Source organism: Snodgrassella alvi (genome assembly GCF_002777855.1).
GTDB classification, from domain to species: Bacteria; Pseudomonadota; Gammaproteobacteria; order Burkholderiales; family Neisseriaceae; genus Snodgrassella; species Snodgrassella alvi_E.
Genome location: NZ_MEIK01000032.1, coordinates 1 through 17,389 on the forward strand (window position 1 = coordinate 1; position 17,389 = coordinate 17,389).

At 43.4% G+C, this 17,389-nt stretch carries 14 protein-coding genes; 2 read left to right on the forward strand and 12 right to left on the reverse strand.

Annotated features, from left to right (window positions below; translation table 11 throughout):
* On the reverse strand, positions 1 to 2,361 hold a 2,361-nt coding region (locus tag BHC43_RS05610; protein WP_180297431.1), incomplete at its 3' end, for a DUF6531 domain-containing protein.
* 27 nt (positions 2,362 to 2,388) lie between these two features.
* On the opposite strand from BHC43_RS05610, the gene BHC43_RS10705 reads away from it, so the two are divergent.
* Together BHC43_RS10705 and BHC43_RS10710 are read left to right on the forward strand one after the other, a co-directional pair.
* Positions 2,389 to 2,649 carry a hypothetical protein gene (locus BHC43_RS10705; protein WP_180297432.1) on the forward strand — a complete coding sequence of 87 codons (261 nt, stop codon included), beginning with the start codon at positions 2,389 to 2,391 and terminating at the stop codon, positions 2,647 to 2,649.
* A complete protein-coding gene (locus tag BHC43_RS10710; RefSeq protein WP_180297433.1) occupies positions 2,612 to 3,028 on the forward strand; it encodes a hypothetical protein in 417 nt (138 codons plus the stop codon). Before BHC43_RS10705 ends, BHC43_RS10710 begins: the two co-directional genes overlap by 38 nt.
* Before the next feature lie 116 nt (positions 3,029 to 3,144).
* Here BHC43_RS10710 and BHC43_RS05615 read toward each other — a convergent pair whose 3' ends face one another.
* From BHC43_RS05615 to tssJ, 11 genes are all read right to left on the reverse strand, one after another.
* Entirely contained in the window at positions 3,145 to 3,573 is a 429-nt protein-coding gene (locus tag BHC43_RS05615) for a DcrB-related protein (RefSeq protein WP_100156762.1), read from the reverse strand.
* Positions 3,574 to 3,596: 23 nt separating this feature from the next.
* Entirely contained in the window at positions 3,597 to 5,903 is a 2,307-nt protein-coding gene (locus BHC43_RS05620) for a type VI secretion system Vgr family protein (RefSeq protein WP_218966472.1), read from the reverse strand.
* A gap of 1,145 nt (positions 5,904 to 7,048) precedes the next feature.
* The gene (locus BHC43_RS05625) at positions 7,049 to 7,522 is read right to left on the reverse strand and encodes a putative T6SS immunity periplasmic lipoprotein (RefSeq protein ID WP_180297434.1); all 474 of its coding nucleotides are present in this window, start codon (positions 7,520 to 7,522) and stop codon (positions 7,049 to 7,051) included.
* A gap of 205 nt (positions 7,523 to 7,727) precedes the next feature.
* Positions 7,728 to 8,159: a putative T6SS immunity periplasmic lipoprotein gene (locus BHC43_RS05630; RefSeq protein WP_144078743.1), complete on the reverse strand. Its 432-nt coding sequence runs from the start codon at positions 8,157 to 8,159 to the stop codon at positions 7,728 to 7,730.
* A gap of 29 nt (positions 8,160 to 8,188) precedes the next feature.
* Positions 8,189 to 8,752 (reverse strand): hypothetical protein, encoded by a 564-nt coding sequence (locus tag BHC43_RS05635; protein ID WP_100156765.1) that lies wholly within the window; start codon positions 8,750 to 8,752, stop codon positions 8,189 to 8,191.
* A 2-nt stretch (positions 8,753 to 8,754) separates the two neighbouring features.
* The gene (gene tagF, locus BHC43_RS05640) at positions 8,755 to 9,492 is read right to left on the reverse strand and encodes a type VI secretion system-associated protein TagF (protein WP_100156766.1); all 738 of its coding nucleotides are present in this window, start codon (positions 9,490 to 9,492) and stop codon (positions 8,755 to 8,757) included.
* On the reverse strand, positions 9,489 to 13,418 hold the full coding sequence (gene tssM, locus BHC43_RS05645; protein ID WP_100156767.1) for a type VI secretion system membrane subunit TssM: 3,930 nt from the start codon (positions 13,416 to 13,418) through the stop codon (positions 9,489 to 9,491). The genes tagF and tssM overlap by 4 nt, the downstream gene beginning before the upstream one ends.
* A 159-nt stretch (positions 13,419 to 13,577) precedes the next feature.
* A complete protein-coding gene (locus tag BHC43_RS05650) occupies positions 13,578 to 14,066 on the reverse strand; it encodes a hypothetical protein (protein WP_100156768.1) in 489 nt (162 codons plus the stop codon).
* A gap of 46 nt (positions 14,067 to 14,112) precedes the next feature.
* A complete protein-coding gene (gene tssL, locus BHC43_RS05655; RefSeq protein WP_100156769.1) occupies positions 14,113 to 15,459 on the reverse strand; it encodes a type VI secretion system protein TssL, long form in 1,347 nt (448 codons plus the stop codon).
* Complete coding sequence (gene tssK / locus BHC43_RS05660) at positions 15,456 to 16,802, reverse strand: type VI secretion system baseplate subunit TssK (RefSeq protein ID WP_100156770.1); 1,347 nt, start codon at positions 16,800 to 16,802, stop codon at positions 15,456 to 15,458. Before tssK ends, tssL begins: the two co-directional genes overlap by 4 nt.
* A gap of 19 nt (positions 16,803 to 16,821) precedes the next feature.
* Entirely contained in the window at positions 16,822 to 17,358 is a 537-nt protein-coding gene (gene tssJ / locus BHC43_RS05665) for a type VI secretion system lipoprotein TssJ (protein ID WP_100141418.1), read from the reverse strand.
* Between the last annotated feature and the right edge of the window lie 31 nt (positions 17,359 to 17,389).

The following is a 17,389-nucleotide window of genomic DNA, read 5'->3' on the forward strand; positions in this document are numbered from 1 at the left end:
GGTGAGGATGTCGGGCAGGATGGTGTTGTGGCCACGTCGGGTCTGTTTGTGTTGCAGGCGGCTGTTGCGGTCGTATCTGAATTCGGTGTTCAGTTGTCCCTGGCTACGCAGGACTTCGCGATGTAGGCGGTCGCGTTCGATGTCGGTGATGGTGGTGCCGTCTAGGTTGATTTGGTGCAGATGGCCGGAACCGTAATAGAGGTTGTTGAGGGTACGACCATCGGGCAAGGTGGTGGCGATGCGGTTGCCCAGTTGGTCGTACTGATGGCTAAGGGTGCCTTGTGCGGTGGTTTCGCTCAGCAGGTTGCCGATGATGTCGTAGCGAAAGGTGATGATGTCTGCAGCAGCTTCTGCCGGTAAGCCGGCTTTTTTGTAGCCGACTTTGATGAGGTTGTCGGCGGGGTCGTACTGGTAGGCGGTGTTGCCGTCGGGGGTGTGTTTGCCGATGAGTCGGCCGATGGCGTCGCGTGTGAAGCGGTGGGTGATTTCGGCGGGACTGCCGGCAGCAAAGTGAACGGCGCTGACGTTATCCAGCTGATCGTAGGTCAGCTTTTGTTTACGTCCGTCCAGATCGGTCTGTTCGGTTAGGCGGTCGCCGGCGTCGTAGGTAAATTGGTAATGCTCGCCGTTTTCGTTGGTTAATGTAGTCAGGCGGCTATAGGTGTCGTAGTGAAAGTGGATGCTGCGTCCGGCGCTATCGGTGCGTCGGTGCACCAGTCCGCGCGGGTCCCGATGGTAGCGGGTGGTGTGGCCGGCGGGGTCGGTATAGGTCAGTAATTGTCCTGCTGCATTGACGCTGAAGTGTTCTTGGCGGCCATCGGGCAAGGTGGCGCTGATAAGGTCGCCGGCGGCGTTGTATTGGTAGCGGCTGCTGTTGCCGATGGCGTTGGTGATGTCGGTCAGGTTGCCATGGCGGTCGTAGCCAAGCTGGGTCAGGGAGCCGGAGCAGTCGGTGTGTTGGATAAGCTGGCCGTTCGGGTTCCAGCGCAGGTATTTGTGGCCACCTCTGGCATCGATGATTCTGGTTATTTGGCCGTGCTGGTCGTATTGGTAGTGGGTGCGTTGTTTTAAGGGGTCGATGACGGTCAGCAGGTTGCCGCGTTCATCATAGTAGTAGCGCCAGGTGCTGCCGTCGGGGTCGACGCTGATGGTAGGTAAGGCCCAGTGGGGTAACCACTGGGTCTGGGTGGTGCGTCCCAGTGGGTCGGTTTCGGCGGTTTCGCGTCCTTGTTCGTCATAGCTGTAGTGCCATTGTCCACCTTGGGTGTCGGTGACGCTGATGAGTTGTTGGTTGTCGTTCCATTCAAATGCGGTGGTGTGACCAAGGGGGTCGATGTAGCGGGTGATTTGGTAGACTTCGTTCCAGTAATGCTGGCTGATGCGTCCCAGGCTGTCTTTGACGGTGGTGAGGCGTTGCTCAATATCGTAGTGAAAGTGATAGTCTTCCTGTCGCTGGCCATCTGCTTCGGTCCAGTGATGGGTGACGCGCCAGGCGGTTTCGGCGGCATCGGCAAAGTGAGCCCACTGGTAGTGGCAGTGCAGGCCGGTGGGCAGGCGGTGGTAGATGAGGCGTCGGCCGGTGTCGTAGGCGAAGGTGCGGGTGTGCCGCTGTTCGGCATCGATGACGTGTTGCAGGTCGCCCTGTGCGGTGTATTGGTATTGTGCCAGTACTCGGCTGTGACCATTGGCCAGTTGTTGTTTGATGGTGGTGACGCGTTGTGGGTGCTGGGGATGCTGATAGTGCAGGGAGAGGCAGGTGCTGCGGTCGTTGTCGGTGATTTCGATGATGCGGCTGTGGCTGTCGCGGTAAAGAAGGAGGCGGTTGTCGTTGCGATCCTGAAGTGCGGTGAGGTAGAGGCGGTGGGGTTGGTTGGGGTCGGGCTCGAACAGGCGGTAGAGGCCGTCGTCGTCTTCGATAACCCAGCGGTTGTGCTGGCCACGGCGGATGGTGAGGTTTTCGTTGATGCCGCGCATGCCTTCGCCGGGTTGCAGGGGGTCGATTTCGAGGCGGCGCCCTTGTTCGTTGATATAGATGGCGGCACAGGAGCCATCGGGCTGGGGGGAGATTTCGATTTCGACTTCGAAGCTGACGCTCCATCCGGCGCCGAACATGTTGTGGGAGCGGGTGTCGACGCTGCTGTAGAAGCGTTGCCATTGGAGGGGCAGATGGGCGGGAAGGGTGAAGTCGAGCTCTTCGGTGTCGAAGAGGAGTTTGGCGCCGGTGGGAAGGTGGACGGGATTATGGGTTGTAACTGCTTGAATCGCTTTCGATGTCAAATAACTACTAGCTGCACCAATAAGAAAGTCTGTGGCAAAACAGCCGATTTTGGTACAGATTTTGCCGGGACGCATCAAAGCCATGGCTACAGATATCATCAGGCCAACCGGATGTTTGCCGCTTCTGATTTCACGCACGACGATGGGTTTGCCACCGATGCGTACGTTGTTGGATACTTTGACGCCACCGGCATGATCGTCGGTGACTTTGGCTTCGCAGGTGCTGCGGTCGTTGCTGCGTACAGCCGGCTGGCTGTTGATGTAGACTTTGCGGGAACCTTCAGCGAGATATTCATCTGTGCCGAACGGATGCGGATGTTTGCGGCAAAGTATTTTGTCGTCATCTCTGGGTTCTGCTCTGGGATCGGGTGAGGCTACCGTTGGCCTTACCATTTCTTTGACAGTATGCCATAGTCCGCCTAAGAAGCCAGCCGCAACATCTACAAAACTTTTAGGTTGTTGTGGTTTGTCACTGTTTGAAGTTTGCTGTGGTTCCGGTTTGATTATCCCTGCTGCTCTAGCGGAAGGTTTTGTATTGGTGCGGGTATTGGGCGATCCTGTTTTAATTTTGCCATCTTCAGATGGTGGAAATAAACCGCTAACCGAGTCTGCTAACTCTGAAATTTTGTTGCTACCTCCTGATACACCCATTACGACACCAACTACAACACCTAAAGCAAAGCCAGCAAGTCCGCCAGTGGCTAATGTTCCGAATACAGCAAGACTAGCTGCAGCTGTAATAGCAGCATAACAGGCCATTTCAACAGCTGCACCTGCTATATCTGCCAGTAATGAAGTATGCAGAAGTATATCTCCCTCTCGGGCAGCCCAATATGCCTGTCCCATGGTTGCTCCTCTCTCAAGTTATTATTTTTTAAATTCAAAATTTTGTTTAATTAATTCCCAATGGGCTAATTCCGCTTCGCCCAAATTGGTATTTTTTACATAACTCATCGCAAACATAGTTCGAGTACCGGGAATAAGACACACCAGCTGATACTGGAAAACTTTTTCTGCACCCTTAATAAACTGGTTACTTAACTCATATGCTTCAATATTCTGATTTTTTCCGAAACTGATTTTGTTTTTCTGATGAAATTTCAATCCTTTTACAGAGCTTTCAAGTCGTTTTAACTGGTCATCCAGACTGGATTCGAGTGTTTCTTCTTCTCCAAGTTCGCTGCGACTCAAAACCAATGATGTGCCTAAATTTTTGAATTTGATGATATTTAATGAAACATCTTTAATGTCAGGGTCTGGAATCTGAAATTCGGTATCATTTGTTTGGTATTGCATTAAGTTGCCCTTTATGTTTTTTTTTATGCCGGTGGTGAAAATATCTGATTTACTGCACTATCAATATTGCCTTTATCTCCATCAGAACCTGGTTGAGCCGCAGCACTTCCCCCATCCATATTCAAATCCAGTAGTTTACCAAGTGTATTAATCTGGCCACTTTGTGCTGCCGTGATATTGAAATTTTCACAGGTGATATTAAATTGCCCATCGGCATGGAGCTCAAGTACAGTTTTTCCGCATGACAAGCGTATGGTAGTACCTGCAGCAAGTACAAAATCATTACTGACACTAGTCGATTTGTTTTCTCCAATCAAAACTGTGTCATTGGCTTTAACAGCACGAAGACAATCATTACTGATCAAAGTTGTACGGTCGTTGCCTACGCTAATGACTTCATCATTACCAATTGATTTTGTACGATTATTTCCAACAGAATGGCTTTCATCATTATTGACTTCGATACGTTGGTCTTTTTCAGCATGCAGCCAGAGCTCCTCTTGCCCCGGTTTATCTTCAAATCGCAAAGCATTGGCATTATCAGGCCCGCCACCGATAGAATGGCTGAACATTCCGCTTTGAGTTTTGTTGTCAGGTAAACCCCATGCTGGCATGGTATCAGCGTTGTACACTCGGCCAGTGATAATTGGTAAATCCGGATCACCATTTTTGAAATCAACAATGACTTCCTGACCTATTCGCGGGATCTGCATACCACCGAATCCCTTACCTGCCCACGGCTGTGTAACACGTACCCAACACGAGCTGTTTTCATCCCACTGGCCGTAACGATCCCAGAGAAATTGCACTTTCACTCGGCCATATTTGTCTGTCCAGATTTCCTCTCCTGCCGGACCTGTCACAATGGCACTTTGCGGGCCATGGGTATGTGGTTTTTTTATAGTACGCTGCGGACGGAAAACTTCACTGGTTGGTAATAGTTCAAAACTTGTGTTGTATCCGAAATGTTGTCCCTGACCACTGTATTCCCCCATATCCTCAATCACAAGCACACTTTCAACAACCAGATATTCTTGATTTGCTTCAACTGTAGGGCAGTTTTCTAAATTGAAAGTACAGCCTGTCACTAGGGTACGTATATTGCCACTGCCATAAACTCGGCTGCCTAAAGATTTCTGCGCTTCCATACGTACTTTAGTCAGGAATTCGCCTTCATCTTTTTCAAAATAATCACCAGGCCATTCATAATGCTCATAATCAGGATGCCCAGTCTCACGTGGTTTAGCTACTGTACTTGTAAGTTTGGCTTTTGGTTTCTGAAAATCGAAATCATCTAATACCCATTTACCGGTACGCAGGGATTCTTTCGCTGCAATAGTATGGATAAACTCTTCATCCAGCTTTAAACCCTGCTGATGAAAACTTACAGATGCAGCTCCGGGACAAGGTTGATGAGAACCAATAGCATCGACTAACACCAGTTTATGACTACCAGCACTATGTTCAAAGAAATAATATATACCGAATTCTTGCATTAAACGTTGCAGGAAATCATAATCGGTTTCACCATACTGAACCTGAAAATTGCGCTTCGGATAAGTTTCAGTAAGTCGTTTTTCCATCTCAAATGGATACTCACTTAAAACTTCATCGATAATTTCTACTACGCTTTTATTCTGAAATATCTTGTAATCACTGGTACGAGTAGCCAGCTCTAGCCATGGCTCAAGACGCAGCTCATAAACCACACCCCGTCCCTGATGCCCCACAACGCGAGCAGCCGTAACCAACCCGCTGATATAACGTTTACTACCGTTTTCAAGCTCTATATCAACAGTCAGATCCTTACCTACCATTGATTTCAATGGTAAATTAGAACTAGGAGCAAAGTAGCCAATATTTAGCTTATCAGGTGTTTTAAGTTGAATGGTGTAGCTAAATAACTCACTTAAAGTTTCTTGTCCGTTCATACTGGCAAAAGTAAGCATACCAGCAGGGACGGCAGCACCACTGACATTCACTGTACGTGTACCACCACTGCTTCCACCAGTTACAGCATCCACAATATCCTGTGCACTAACAGGTCCCGAACTACCTGCTACTGCTGCCTGTGCTGCTTTCATCAGTGGAGATGCTGTCCCAATGCTTCCTATAGCCTCCATGGCGTCTGTAGCTGTATCTATGGCTTTTTTAGTTTGAGCGATAGTCGTATTAGCTTTTTCTGCCAATTTGTCCGCCACCTGTGCAACACTATTTTGCACCAGCTCTCCAATATCTGGAGATACTGTTTGGTTGCTTACAAACCCAGGTGTACGGGTAAGTGAATTCACCGGCAGAAGCTGTTCATCTGACTCTGGTTTTATACTCATGGTTTTTCCCCATCATTATTGCGCCATAGATTTAATTACATGCAATATAGGCGCATGTTTCAGTATTGATTACTTATTCAGCAAACGACCTATTTTGCCCATCGTTATATGCAAAACCATTCTAAAGGTTTAAATTAAATAATTATTTAGAAAATGACTTTCTGAACCAGATTATTTCTTCCAGCAAGTACGATTATTGACGTTTCTTAAATAGCAAACCAAACCGGCACATGGAAGACAACAATATTTTTATCTGAAAGTGTCTACCTTTACTTATGTACTATCTCCATCTCTCCAATATTGACTGATTAACCCGCCTGAATACAATTTACATCAGGCTATAATTTTGGCTATTTTATATTGCAAATAAGTTTGTACTACTCTATTCAATATTCACACCGCACTTTAATCTCCCAACAATAAAACCTATTGAAGAAAAAACGATGTAAAAAAACTTTAATCATTCAGCATTAATTTAGCATAAATCTTTGAAACACCTTTTAACCAAATAAAACCTTATTATATATAATATTTACACAAAATAAGACATTATTTTTGAAATAAAGCGAATTTATAGATTTCTAAATTAATCTTTTACAACAATTTTACCTTCTGCAAATCTGGTAGATTTAGAAAATGGTAAGCACAGGCATCTATGATTTAATTTAGTTTTCAATTTATAGCAAACAGAATAATATGATTATTACATAATTATTAATATCTAATCATAATAACAAATTAAAAATTCTGTGTTTTTTTCTAGTGGCAATAGCTATCAATCATATATCTTTGAATGCCTGTATTTGAGGTATTCTCCAGACTTATTTTTTGGTCGACAGTTTTAATACATCATATTTTTCACTTTATAGGAAAATTATCCGATTCATTACAAAACAAATTTCTATTTTGATTGTAATGGTTATTAATATAATGCGTAATATTTTGAATTAATTATAATTATTTCTTCATAGTACCCTGAGAGCAAACGATTACATCTCCCGCTGTAATCAACCGATAAATATTAGATATAATACAATTTTCTAACCTATTGTCATTTTAATAAAATTACTCGACCTTTTTTGGTTCTCAAAAGCGCATTTTGCAGAACATAATAATTGCAAATTTAAAAATCATGATTAATGTATTTATTTTCGTTTAATTATATTTGTTTTTTTGGCACTAGAATCTAACCATAATTCCACATTACCATGATTATCTTTGAATATACGAAATTCTCTTGCCCATGTTTTTTGCGTCATATTCTTTGATTCATCGTTTCCTCTAATACTTGATTCAAAATTGATTGAATAAACAATATTATTCTGGAAATGATAGTCAAAGCGTATACACTCTCCACTCACAACATAATATTTTTTTGGTAAGCCAAAATTTAGCGGATCAAAATAATCTTTCATCCATAATTGCCCGACACCTTCTTGAAATACCTCTGTCGTTATTATGTCAAACTGTTTTTTACGATCAAAATTTATCAATAGTGCCGGTATACTAATGCATGGCTGTCCATTATTTTTTAAAACAATATCGGGTTTAGAAACCATCGGGCGATGAAAATAACACCCAGTTATGTACAATAATATGAAACTAACCAACAGGTACATATTCAATCTTAGTTTCATTTGAATAACACTTTTCTATCTATTGGATATTCCAAAGGAGCTAGACTAAATTAAAGATGCAGATAAAATAAAACTATCTGTAAAACTCTTCAATTGCAGATAAATTTTCTATTAGATATTCGATTTATATAATTTTTTTACAAGAAAAGCAAAAATTCAAAACATACTATTTGTAGATTATTTTTATTTAATTATTTTCTCTAGCTTCAAGATCTAATAAAAGTTTTGCCGAGCCATCTGTATTAGTTGTGATTCGCAAATCTCTAGACCAGATTTTTTGTTCGCCATTTTCAAACTCCTTGCTTCCACTGGCTGCAGATATAAAACCAATAGAATAAACGATATTTTTTTGAAAATGGTATTCAAAACCTATGCACTTACCTGCTTGAATTTTATAAAGTTTTGATGAGTCATAATATTTTTTTTCCCAAAGCGTGCCAACACCTACTTGAAAAACGTCTGCTGTTATTATATCAAACTGCTTGTTTTTATTTAAAAAATTAACTTCGTGCAAGGGTATACTGATACATGGCTGACCATCTTTTTTTAGAGTAATATCAGGCGTATACATCATTTTTCGATGACAACTAAATCCTGTGACTAAAGGTAATATGCTCACTACCAATATCCAGTTTTTCAATTTGCTTTTCACTCGAATAACGCCTTTTGATCTTTCGGATTTTTTAGAAATAGTGACAGCGTGTTGCTATATATTTTCATCCAAAAATCTTTTCCATATTGTTTATTTGTAAAACGGTCACCTTTATGCTTTTGTCTTGTTCGGTCATACCAAGAATCAAACCCAAATCGATCCAAAATATAATAATCAGACAAAATGCATGCCTGTTGTTCCATTCTATATCCAGACAATAAATTTCCTTTTTCTAAATCATAATTGTACTCTATCGCAAAACTAAACAAACCGCGAATTTTAACTGACATTCCCATTTGATATTGCCAAACATGTGTCATTTCATGCATAAACCAGTGAATATAATCAATTGTTTCAATTGAATAATCCTCTCTAAAATGTGTTTGTGGCCAATATAATTCTCCATTGGGTGTCATAGCTGTATTTTCGTCCTGAAATCGTAAATATTTATCGTTATGAATTCTGACAGCGCTTGTCGTGATTGCCGTTTTAAATAACGATGTCACCATAGATATTTCTCCTGTTGTCAATAACCGGGACGCCCCTTTTTTAGTTGGCATTTTTATTCCTTCCAAACACTATTGCCTAGGCTTCTTGCATCTAGAAATCCGCCCCTTCCGTCTTGCTGCCAGAACCACCCTTCTGCGGACAATGACTCCCAAACCACGTGCGGCCAATTAGCCCAAGGCAAATAATGTACACCGCAAATTTCGGTATCTTCCTCTTTTATCTTACCTGTCAGTTCGCGACAGGCCGTCTGATTTCCTACTTGTGCTCTGGCAAACCAGCCACCCCATTTTGGACTATGAATTTCCCACAATTTATCTAATTGACTAGCAAGATCTTTTGTATTTTTTTGGGTTGGTTTCACATATCCTGCCACTAACTGTGCCAGCCAATATAGCCAGCCCAATGGTGTGTTCAGATATCGTTGCAGCCATGACTGATTGACTGTCTGATAAATCACCAAAGGATAAGAACGACCAATGCTGTCAGCAGAAGGGCTCATCACCCCGATTACCCAAGATCGTCCTGAAAATGGCAATATTCCGGGTGCTAATACAAAACTCCATGGTAAAGCATGCAGTACGGGACTTTCCTGCCCAAAATCGGGCGTCAGGTACAGCCAATCATGTTTATCCTTGATATTATCTTTTTGAGGCTGCAGCCATTCCTGCTTATTCAACCATATCCGCCATTCATCAATTTCCTGTCCTTGTGCTCTATAGCGAACATAATCGCCCCTGTCGGGTAATTTTCCCCAAATAGCAGGTGACGAAATGCGCGGTATACCTATCATGGCGTACTACCTCCTACAGGGCAGGTAAATCCACGTAATGGGTTGTTTGGGCTTTGTAGATTAAAATCTACACTTGAAGATATTTCGAGCACTACACGGCGACCATCAAATTTGAACTCAACCAAATGGCGGCTGTCACTCATACTGCTGATGATTCGGCCTTTGTTTAGCAGCCGGAAAAGCGCCCATGGCCCGCTGGTAATAATTGTTGAACTATCCTGACGTATGCGCGGATTGGCCGTTATTTCAGCCATGGAACCGTTTCTCGGACCTGGCCAGGTAATGTGTAGTGGACGCACCGGTCCATGCATATAACGTTGTGATTGTCCGTCAATATCTATAATCAAATCTGTAATTGTGGGATCCAGTTCAACAACTTTAATATCCATACTCCAAGACATTTTCCGAGCTCCCTGTTCCTGAAAAAATGCTTCCCGAATGCGTTTTGCCTGCTGGAACGGTGCCAAACTTGGTCCCGGTAAAGGTGTGTTGCTTCCTTCAGATTGTTTATAACGCCATGGGTTAGAAGTTATGTCTACTTGTGATGCGAGCTGTTTATTGAAAAAATCGTCAAGCAGTCCGCCACTGGCAAATATACGGTTAAAATCGTCCGCACTTACTTCCTGATTACTGGCCGCAAAGGGATAACGGCCATCAATTACATTGCGACAATTTCCGCCTATCATGGCCTCCATTTGCCGGCTAAGTACCTCTCCTGATGCCAGATTCAGTTTACGGGCCCCTTGATTGGTTAGATCGAGCAAGATATTTTGTAAAGGTGCTGGCATTTTGACTGCTTCAAGCCGTAATTTTTCTGCAGCATCAATTTTGGGAGGTAAAGTGTTAGCAGCTAAAGCATTATCTGCTATCATTAATTGATTGTAATATTCATTGAGCAGACTCAGTACGTTGTCTAGTTTTTGCGGCCTGCTGCCTGCATTACTGTTTTGCATATCGGCAGCGCCGGTGACAACTTCGCGTAATGCAGCAAATCGATTATCGACTAGTGTTTTTTCTAACTGCTCTTCAGGACGTACGTTTTTCAACAATTTGGCTGTCTGTACGGCTTCACGGGTATTGCCTGATAATCGTTGCTCGGCTCGTTCAGCCAGAATTTTTTGGCTGGTATTTTTGTCCATAGGTGGTACCAGCGTTGTTTGTTCTACAACTGCTTTGGAAAGCCGCATCAGTGGCGAATCGGGAGCAGCAAATGTACGCAATGTCTGTAAGTCAAAAGCCAGACTGGGACTATTGTCAGCACCGGTACTATTCACGCTGTGAATATCTTCAAGAAAAGCCTGCCAGCGCGAAGTGTATTCTGTTAAATAAAGCCGACGCACCTCTTTGATTAAAGGGTCATCATCTCCGTTAACCCTCTGAACCAGCTGCTGGGCACGTTCAGCAGTTTTTTTTTGAGAAGCAGCAGTTTCCCTGCCCATAACCCATTCGTCATCTGCATAAGCGGCAGCAACAAATTCAGAGATGCGTTTATCAAATAAATCTCTATAACCCTGTATAGTAAACAGGCCAGGAATACCGCGATCAAGCGGTTCGCCACTGGCACGAACAAAGACCATACCGGCATCAGCGCCTACTGCACGTACAATCGTAAAGTCTTCTGGTGCCTCATCACTCATGGCAACTTTGGCTCGGTCGTAGATTCGCTCGGTACTGGTACTACCTTCCAACAGCTCCCTTGCACTACGAATCAAGGCATCATTTTTGGCAAATGGCGAATGTATGACACGGCTACCATCAAAAAGTGCACCCAGATGCTCATAAATACTGGCACTTCCACCAAAAGCTGCAGCGGTATCGTTTTGTTGCCAGTCTTTCAATATCCATGCCTGAATTTCAGCAGCGTTAAACTTATCCTGATGATCTGCATCCAGATTAAGTAGCAGATAGACGCGTAAGGCATCATAGGTTGCTTTGGTATCTTTCTGAGCAATAGCATTGGAAAGGGTACTTTCAACACCACGAACCACAGGTGGCAGTAGCAGCTGATCCAGTAGCTGGTCATAAGTGGAGGCGGCACTACTGATTATCGGTGGTACGCTATACAAACCATATCGGAAACTGGTTGATGGTTTATCCGGATCTAGTCCGGGGAATGCAGCCAGCTCACGGGCTGAATTCAAAATATCTGGTACAGCTGTTGTAGTAGGCTTACGGGAATAAACGCGCACTTTTTCAGCAAGCGCAGCTGCTTTAACATTAACTGCTGCAAGATAATTACTATTTTTACCATAACTGGTATACATACCCTGTACTAGCCAAAGGAATATAATCAGTACCAATAAATGACCGGTAAATCGCATTACGCGATAACGCATTTCCCATTGTAAATTGGGTTGAACTAGGTTTGGCTCTTGAAAAATGAGTTTGGTCAGCAAATCATGTAGAAAATAGCTGCGATTGCCTGTAGGCGGTACTGTATTTGCATAAAGGCTGTTTTTTTCAGTATATGCTGGGTCACGCTTGATAGCCCGCCATAAACGTTGCATTAGGGATAGGCGATCAGCTGTAGCATGAGCTGGCGCTTGAGCTGCACTAGTAAAATACACACCTCTGAGCGTATTGTGCAATTGGGTTGCATCAAATTTAGAATCAAGAAATACGCGTTCTATAATATCTAGTAATGGTTCAGCAAGCGCAGCAAATTCCTGTGGCAGAGCATAAAGATTACATCTGCGCTGTACATCGTATTCTTCCTGTAAACGATTATCTACACCCTGATTTAGTCTTTGCGTTAGTAGCTTCAGCTCACTTTCACAATTTGAACGCAGCTTATCATAATTATTTTTTTGCTGTTTCTGATCATACGGTAAAGTGAAACCCCATATTTGTGCACGCCCCTCAGTAGTTAGGGAATTAAAGTAATCGGTGAAACCAGGCAGAAGATCCATTTTGGTTACCACCAAATATACCGGAAACTGAATACCTAATTCGGTTCGGAGCTCTCCCAGACGCGCTCTTAATGCTGCCGCAGCCGTGATACGCTCAGCTTCAGATTTACCGGCCAGATCAGCTACATTGACTGTTAAAAGTACACCATTAATTGGTGCGCGCGGACGATATTTGCGCAGAAGACCGAGGAAACCACGCCATTCCTCAGCATTGCGGGTAGTAGTATCAGCAGAACCGCCATCATCATGGCGAACATAACGTCCAGCAGTATCAATTAACACGGCTTCATTGGTAAACCACCAGTCACAATGTACTGTGCCGCCTTTGCCGGGCACAGCAAAGGCTTCCGCTGATTGTCCCATTTGCTCTGCCAGTGGGAATTGCAGGCCAGCATTCATTAAAGCTGTTGTTTTACCATCACCGGGCGCACCAATAATCATGTACCACGGCAGCTCATATAAATAGCGTTTACCTTCAAAAATACGGCGTATACCAAGTCCCGGCTTACCAATACGCAATTGCTTAAGCTGCTCAACGGCACGTGAGACTATATTGGTAACCGCACGCTGATCTTCACGAGCTTCAGAAACAACAGGTTTATCGCCACGCGGACGCAGGATTTTTTGCAGCAACTGCTCATCTACACGTAAAGCCAACCATAGTCGGTACAAACCATATAGCGCATAACAAAACAAAACGATGCCAATCAACATGGCTCGAGTCCATGCTGGTGCAAATGGTTTGGTCTGACCATATGCAAGCAGAGGTGCTGCTTTCCATATCAGTACACATAAAGCTGCAACCCAGATAGCCGATAACGACCAGTTCTTAAACCATAGAAACAGAAATGCGAACAGAATCAGAATGGTGACAATGCGTGTAGACATAGATGCAAAAGGATGCAATCCACCAAACGTCAGCAAAGGTCCCACAAACCAGACTATCAGTGCTAATAAAATAATACCGATAATTACCAGCATGCGGCGGGAAAAAAGAAAATCTAAAATTTTTTGCATGTTATTTGCTTTAGCTATCTATCTAGGCGGGTTGATAATAAATTTTTACTGAGGTGTAAGACCTCTGCACAAATATAGTTGATACCACCTATGGGTTTATGCCCTACAACCTTTTTAAATTAATACTATTTTTTAACCGGAAGTTTCCAAGTTCTTATCTTAATGCATCGAAAATTTATCAATAATTTCTTGTGCGCGACGGCTTCCGCCGTTTTCAGTAAATAAAATCTGCAATTTACTTCCTATCCTGACTACAGAAAATGGAACCAGAATTTTGCTGTGCTTAAAAAAACGAGTTTTGCCCAGTGATTTTATAGCTTGTACAGCGGCTGTTTCGTCTGAATAGCTGAGTTCTAAAAATCCCAATTGTATAGGTGCAAGTGCATTATCTGATGAAATGCTTTGTAAATTAATTCCATAGGCATTATGCAGTGATATTCCAAGCCTACTATTAAGATTATGACGAATAATATCTTTTACCTGAGCATCCGAAATTCTTGCTGCATTTACTGGTTCAGCCAACTGCTGCCTGATTTGTTCAACGATAATTGGTTCATCATTATCCAAAACAGATGCAAAAGATATAACACTAAATAAGCCTAACCAAATACTTAAAGAAAGCTTGACAATATTATTCAGTAACCGCATTTTCATACCTTTTTTAACGGCGAATGTAATTAATACAAAATTTGGTTCACTCAGTTACCAAAATATCTACACGACGATTTTTTGCACGGCCTTCTGCTGTATTGTTATCTTCTACTGGTGCACTATCACCCAAACCGACAATTTTCAATCGTGATTCCGCTATCCCTTTGTTTACTAACAAAGCGGCCACTTCTGCTGCCCTTTTTTCAGATAAAACCTGATTAGAAGGAAATTCTGCAGTATGAATAGGTTGATTGTCAGTATGTCCAGTTACAGTTACAGTACCTGATACTTTGTTTATTTCGCTGGCTACTTTATCCAGTACTGGCATTATTTTGGGATTTACTGTTTTCTTGCCCGGAACAAACATGAAATCACCAAGAAATGTTACCTGACTTTGCTGAGCATTTTCATTAACACTGACTACACCACGTTCAATTTCATCTTTAAGTAAAGCTTTCAGCCGCAATACACCAGTCGTTGCAGGTGGTGGCACCGCTTTACCTATAGCAGCAATTCGTTGTTGTAATCTTGTATCAGTATCCACAATCTGAAATTTAAACCAGACAAAAATGGCCAATAACAGACAGCAAAAAAACACAGCACTGATCCATACAGGCAACGAACGCAGTCGACGAAACTTACCAGATGCATCTGCATACCAGTGTGGAGACAAATCACGGGCAACCGGATCTCGGCCACTGCTGATGATGGATAGCAATTGCTGACGAATCAAATCAAGCTGTTTACGCCCATCCGGACGAACACTATACCGCCCTTCAAACCCCAAACTTAAAATTCGGTAGATAACTTCTAATACGTCTCCGTATTCAATTGGATTTGGAGAAAGACGGCCAATTAATAGAAATATTTTTTCGCCACCATAGCTTTCGTTATGAAAAACAATGAGCAGGCTTTTTCTAGCCCATGCTCCTCCACCTCCCCATGATGTTTTATTGGCGGCCTCATCCAGAGCTGTGCAAACACAATAACGTACTGCCAGTACGTGTTCACGCCTCAAATTTGCCCGATCACATAAAGTTTGATAAATGTGAACTTCGCGTATGAGCAGCTCACGCAGACTTTCAATGCCATTATCGTATGAATCAAGTTGAGCCGGCATATTGGCCAGTGCGAGCAACAAGGGCTGTGCTGCTTCCAGCAGAGGATTATCAGCCGCTTCAATTGCTGCTAGACGTAATTTACTGTCCGGTCCCGCATCAATATTGTCTGCCAATTTGGCTGATTGTTGTTCTCCGAACCAGGATGTATCCGCAAGACGCTCAAACTCATAACCATGTTGTGGTTGTGATAAAGACTCCGTAGCTGAAGCCTCAGGTATTTGCTCTTTCTTAGCGCCTGTACCATTGAGAATGGTATCGAACTCATTCATTGATCACGCACTCCCCAAAGTTCAATTAGTAAGCCAGGAAATTCACCGGCAATGTGCATGGCCAATCCACCGTAATGAGCAATATGTTCCCATAACGGACCATCACGTAATAGCTCAAAATAAACATAGCCGGCATTAAAAGGAATCTGACGCGGAGGTACAGGTAATGCCTGCAATGCCATCCCCGGTAAATGAGAACGAATCAACTCCGGCAAACGATCTGAAGGACCTATTTTGGTCTGTGCAGCAAATTGATGTACCAAAATATCTGGAGGTATCTGAGCCTTAACAGCCAATACCAGAGCATTAAAGCCACGCAGTTCTGTGGGTTCAACCACTGCATTCTTGACTCCGTAAGCCGCATCCTCTAGTCGAATATGCTGCGCACTACGAATCAATACTGCATTTAACAAATGCTGAACATCATCGACAACTGGTTTCAGACAGTAATAAGGTGCATCATGACGATATGGTAAATGCTCTATTGGGCGCCGTGTATGTGGTCTAACGAAAGTCGATAGCTCACCTGCCATGCAAATCAACTGCCGATAGATAAATTCCGGTGAAGTGGCGCCAACTTTCTGCACATGATGTAGTAAAGGTTCATAACGGTTTAGAATTTGCAAAAGCAAATAGTCGGATACCTCAGCCGCCTCTGAGCCTTTACCTTGTCTGCCTGTAAGTCTATCAGCAAGTGAATCGGCTCGCAGATGTGTCAAATCATGGATCTGTGAAAGCCAAGTCTGTAGCAAGGTACTGGCGGTATAGTGAGTAACAGGTGGTATGACAGTGCTGTCTAGCTCAACCCCACCGTCTGCCCGTAAAGTACTGATACGGGCAATTGGCAATCCTATCCAGGCATCTGTCAACGCTTTCTGCGGCATCAGTCTTAATCGCAAATGGCTGAGCTGAACTGTTTTTGCACCAAGTCCGATAGAGTTTGCATCTCGCACATCGCTTTCAAATACAGCAAAACGAGCGAGCGACTCCGAATTATCTTCAAAACTGGTCTCTTCAGCATTTGGTGTGCGGATAGGCAAAGCAAGATAAATTAGTTGTTCAAGATGTTCTGGCTGAATGGTCAACGGCGGAGGCAGCAATGTGTGCCCAGGCGCTTCAAAAGGCGTACCGTCGGGAAATACACCAGCCACATCTTTTAATACCAGTTTACCTAAATTCAACGCTTCGTGATCTATATCGTAGCGACTGAAACCCCAGAAAAAAGGCGATAACGGCACACTGCGACTATGTGCAAAATGTTCCAGATAGCGTTCTTGTTGCTGGAAAATCTGTGGCAGCAGAAATTGCCCTTCACTCCAGACTACACGGTTATACCAACTCATTTAGAGAAATTCCTCTGCTTTAATCCACTTCAGTGACCACTATGGCCCTCTGTCCAATATTTATATCCAGCTTTGCTTTTTTCAGTGGCCACCATTCCCGATACCAAGTTGCATACGGAGCATCGGCTAGTCTGTAGGTTTCACGCCACTGAGAACGCGTAAGACTGCGGTAACCAGCCAATACGCCAATAACTGTCGTTTCAGGATTGGTTCTGCGCCGGATAGTTTTGATTTCTCCCGGCCGCAGTATAAATTCATCGCTTACGAGCAGATCATTACCTAATACTGATTTATCATTATCCTGTAGTGTGTAAAAATCTGCAGATGTGAATGCATTGTCATTTTTTAATTCGTATATGCGTACTTGAATAGGTGCAGCACGACCTTTTTCATCAGGATTAACATTGTCAGCAGCTTCAATATGCAATTCCAGACGTGTTTGTTCTTTTACATCCTGCACAGACCGGCAACCAACTACACTCAAAAACAAAATGCAGATTAAGATAAAGCGGCCAGTTCGATATAGTTCCCGATAACACTGATATATTTTATTCAAATTTCATCACCATTTATGGTAATGCCAGATA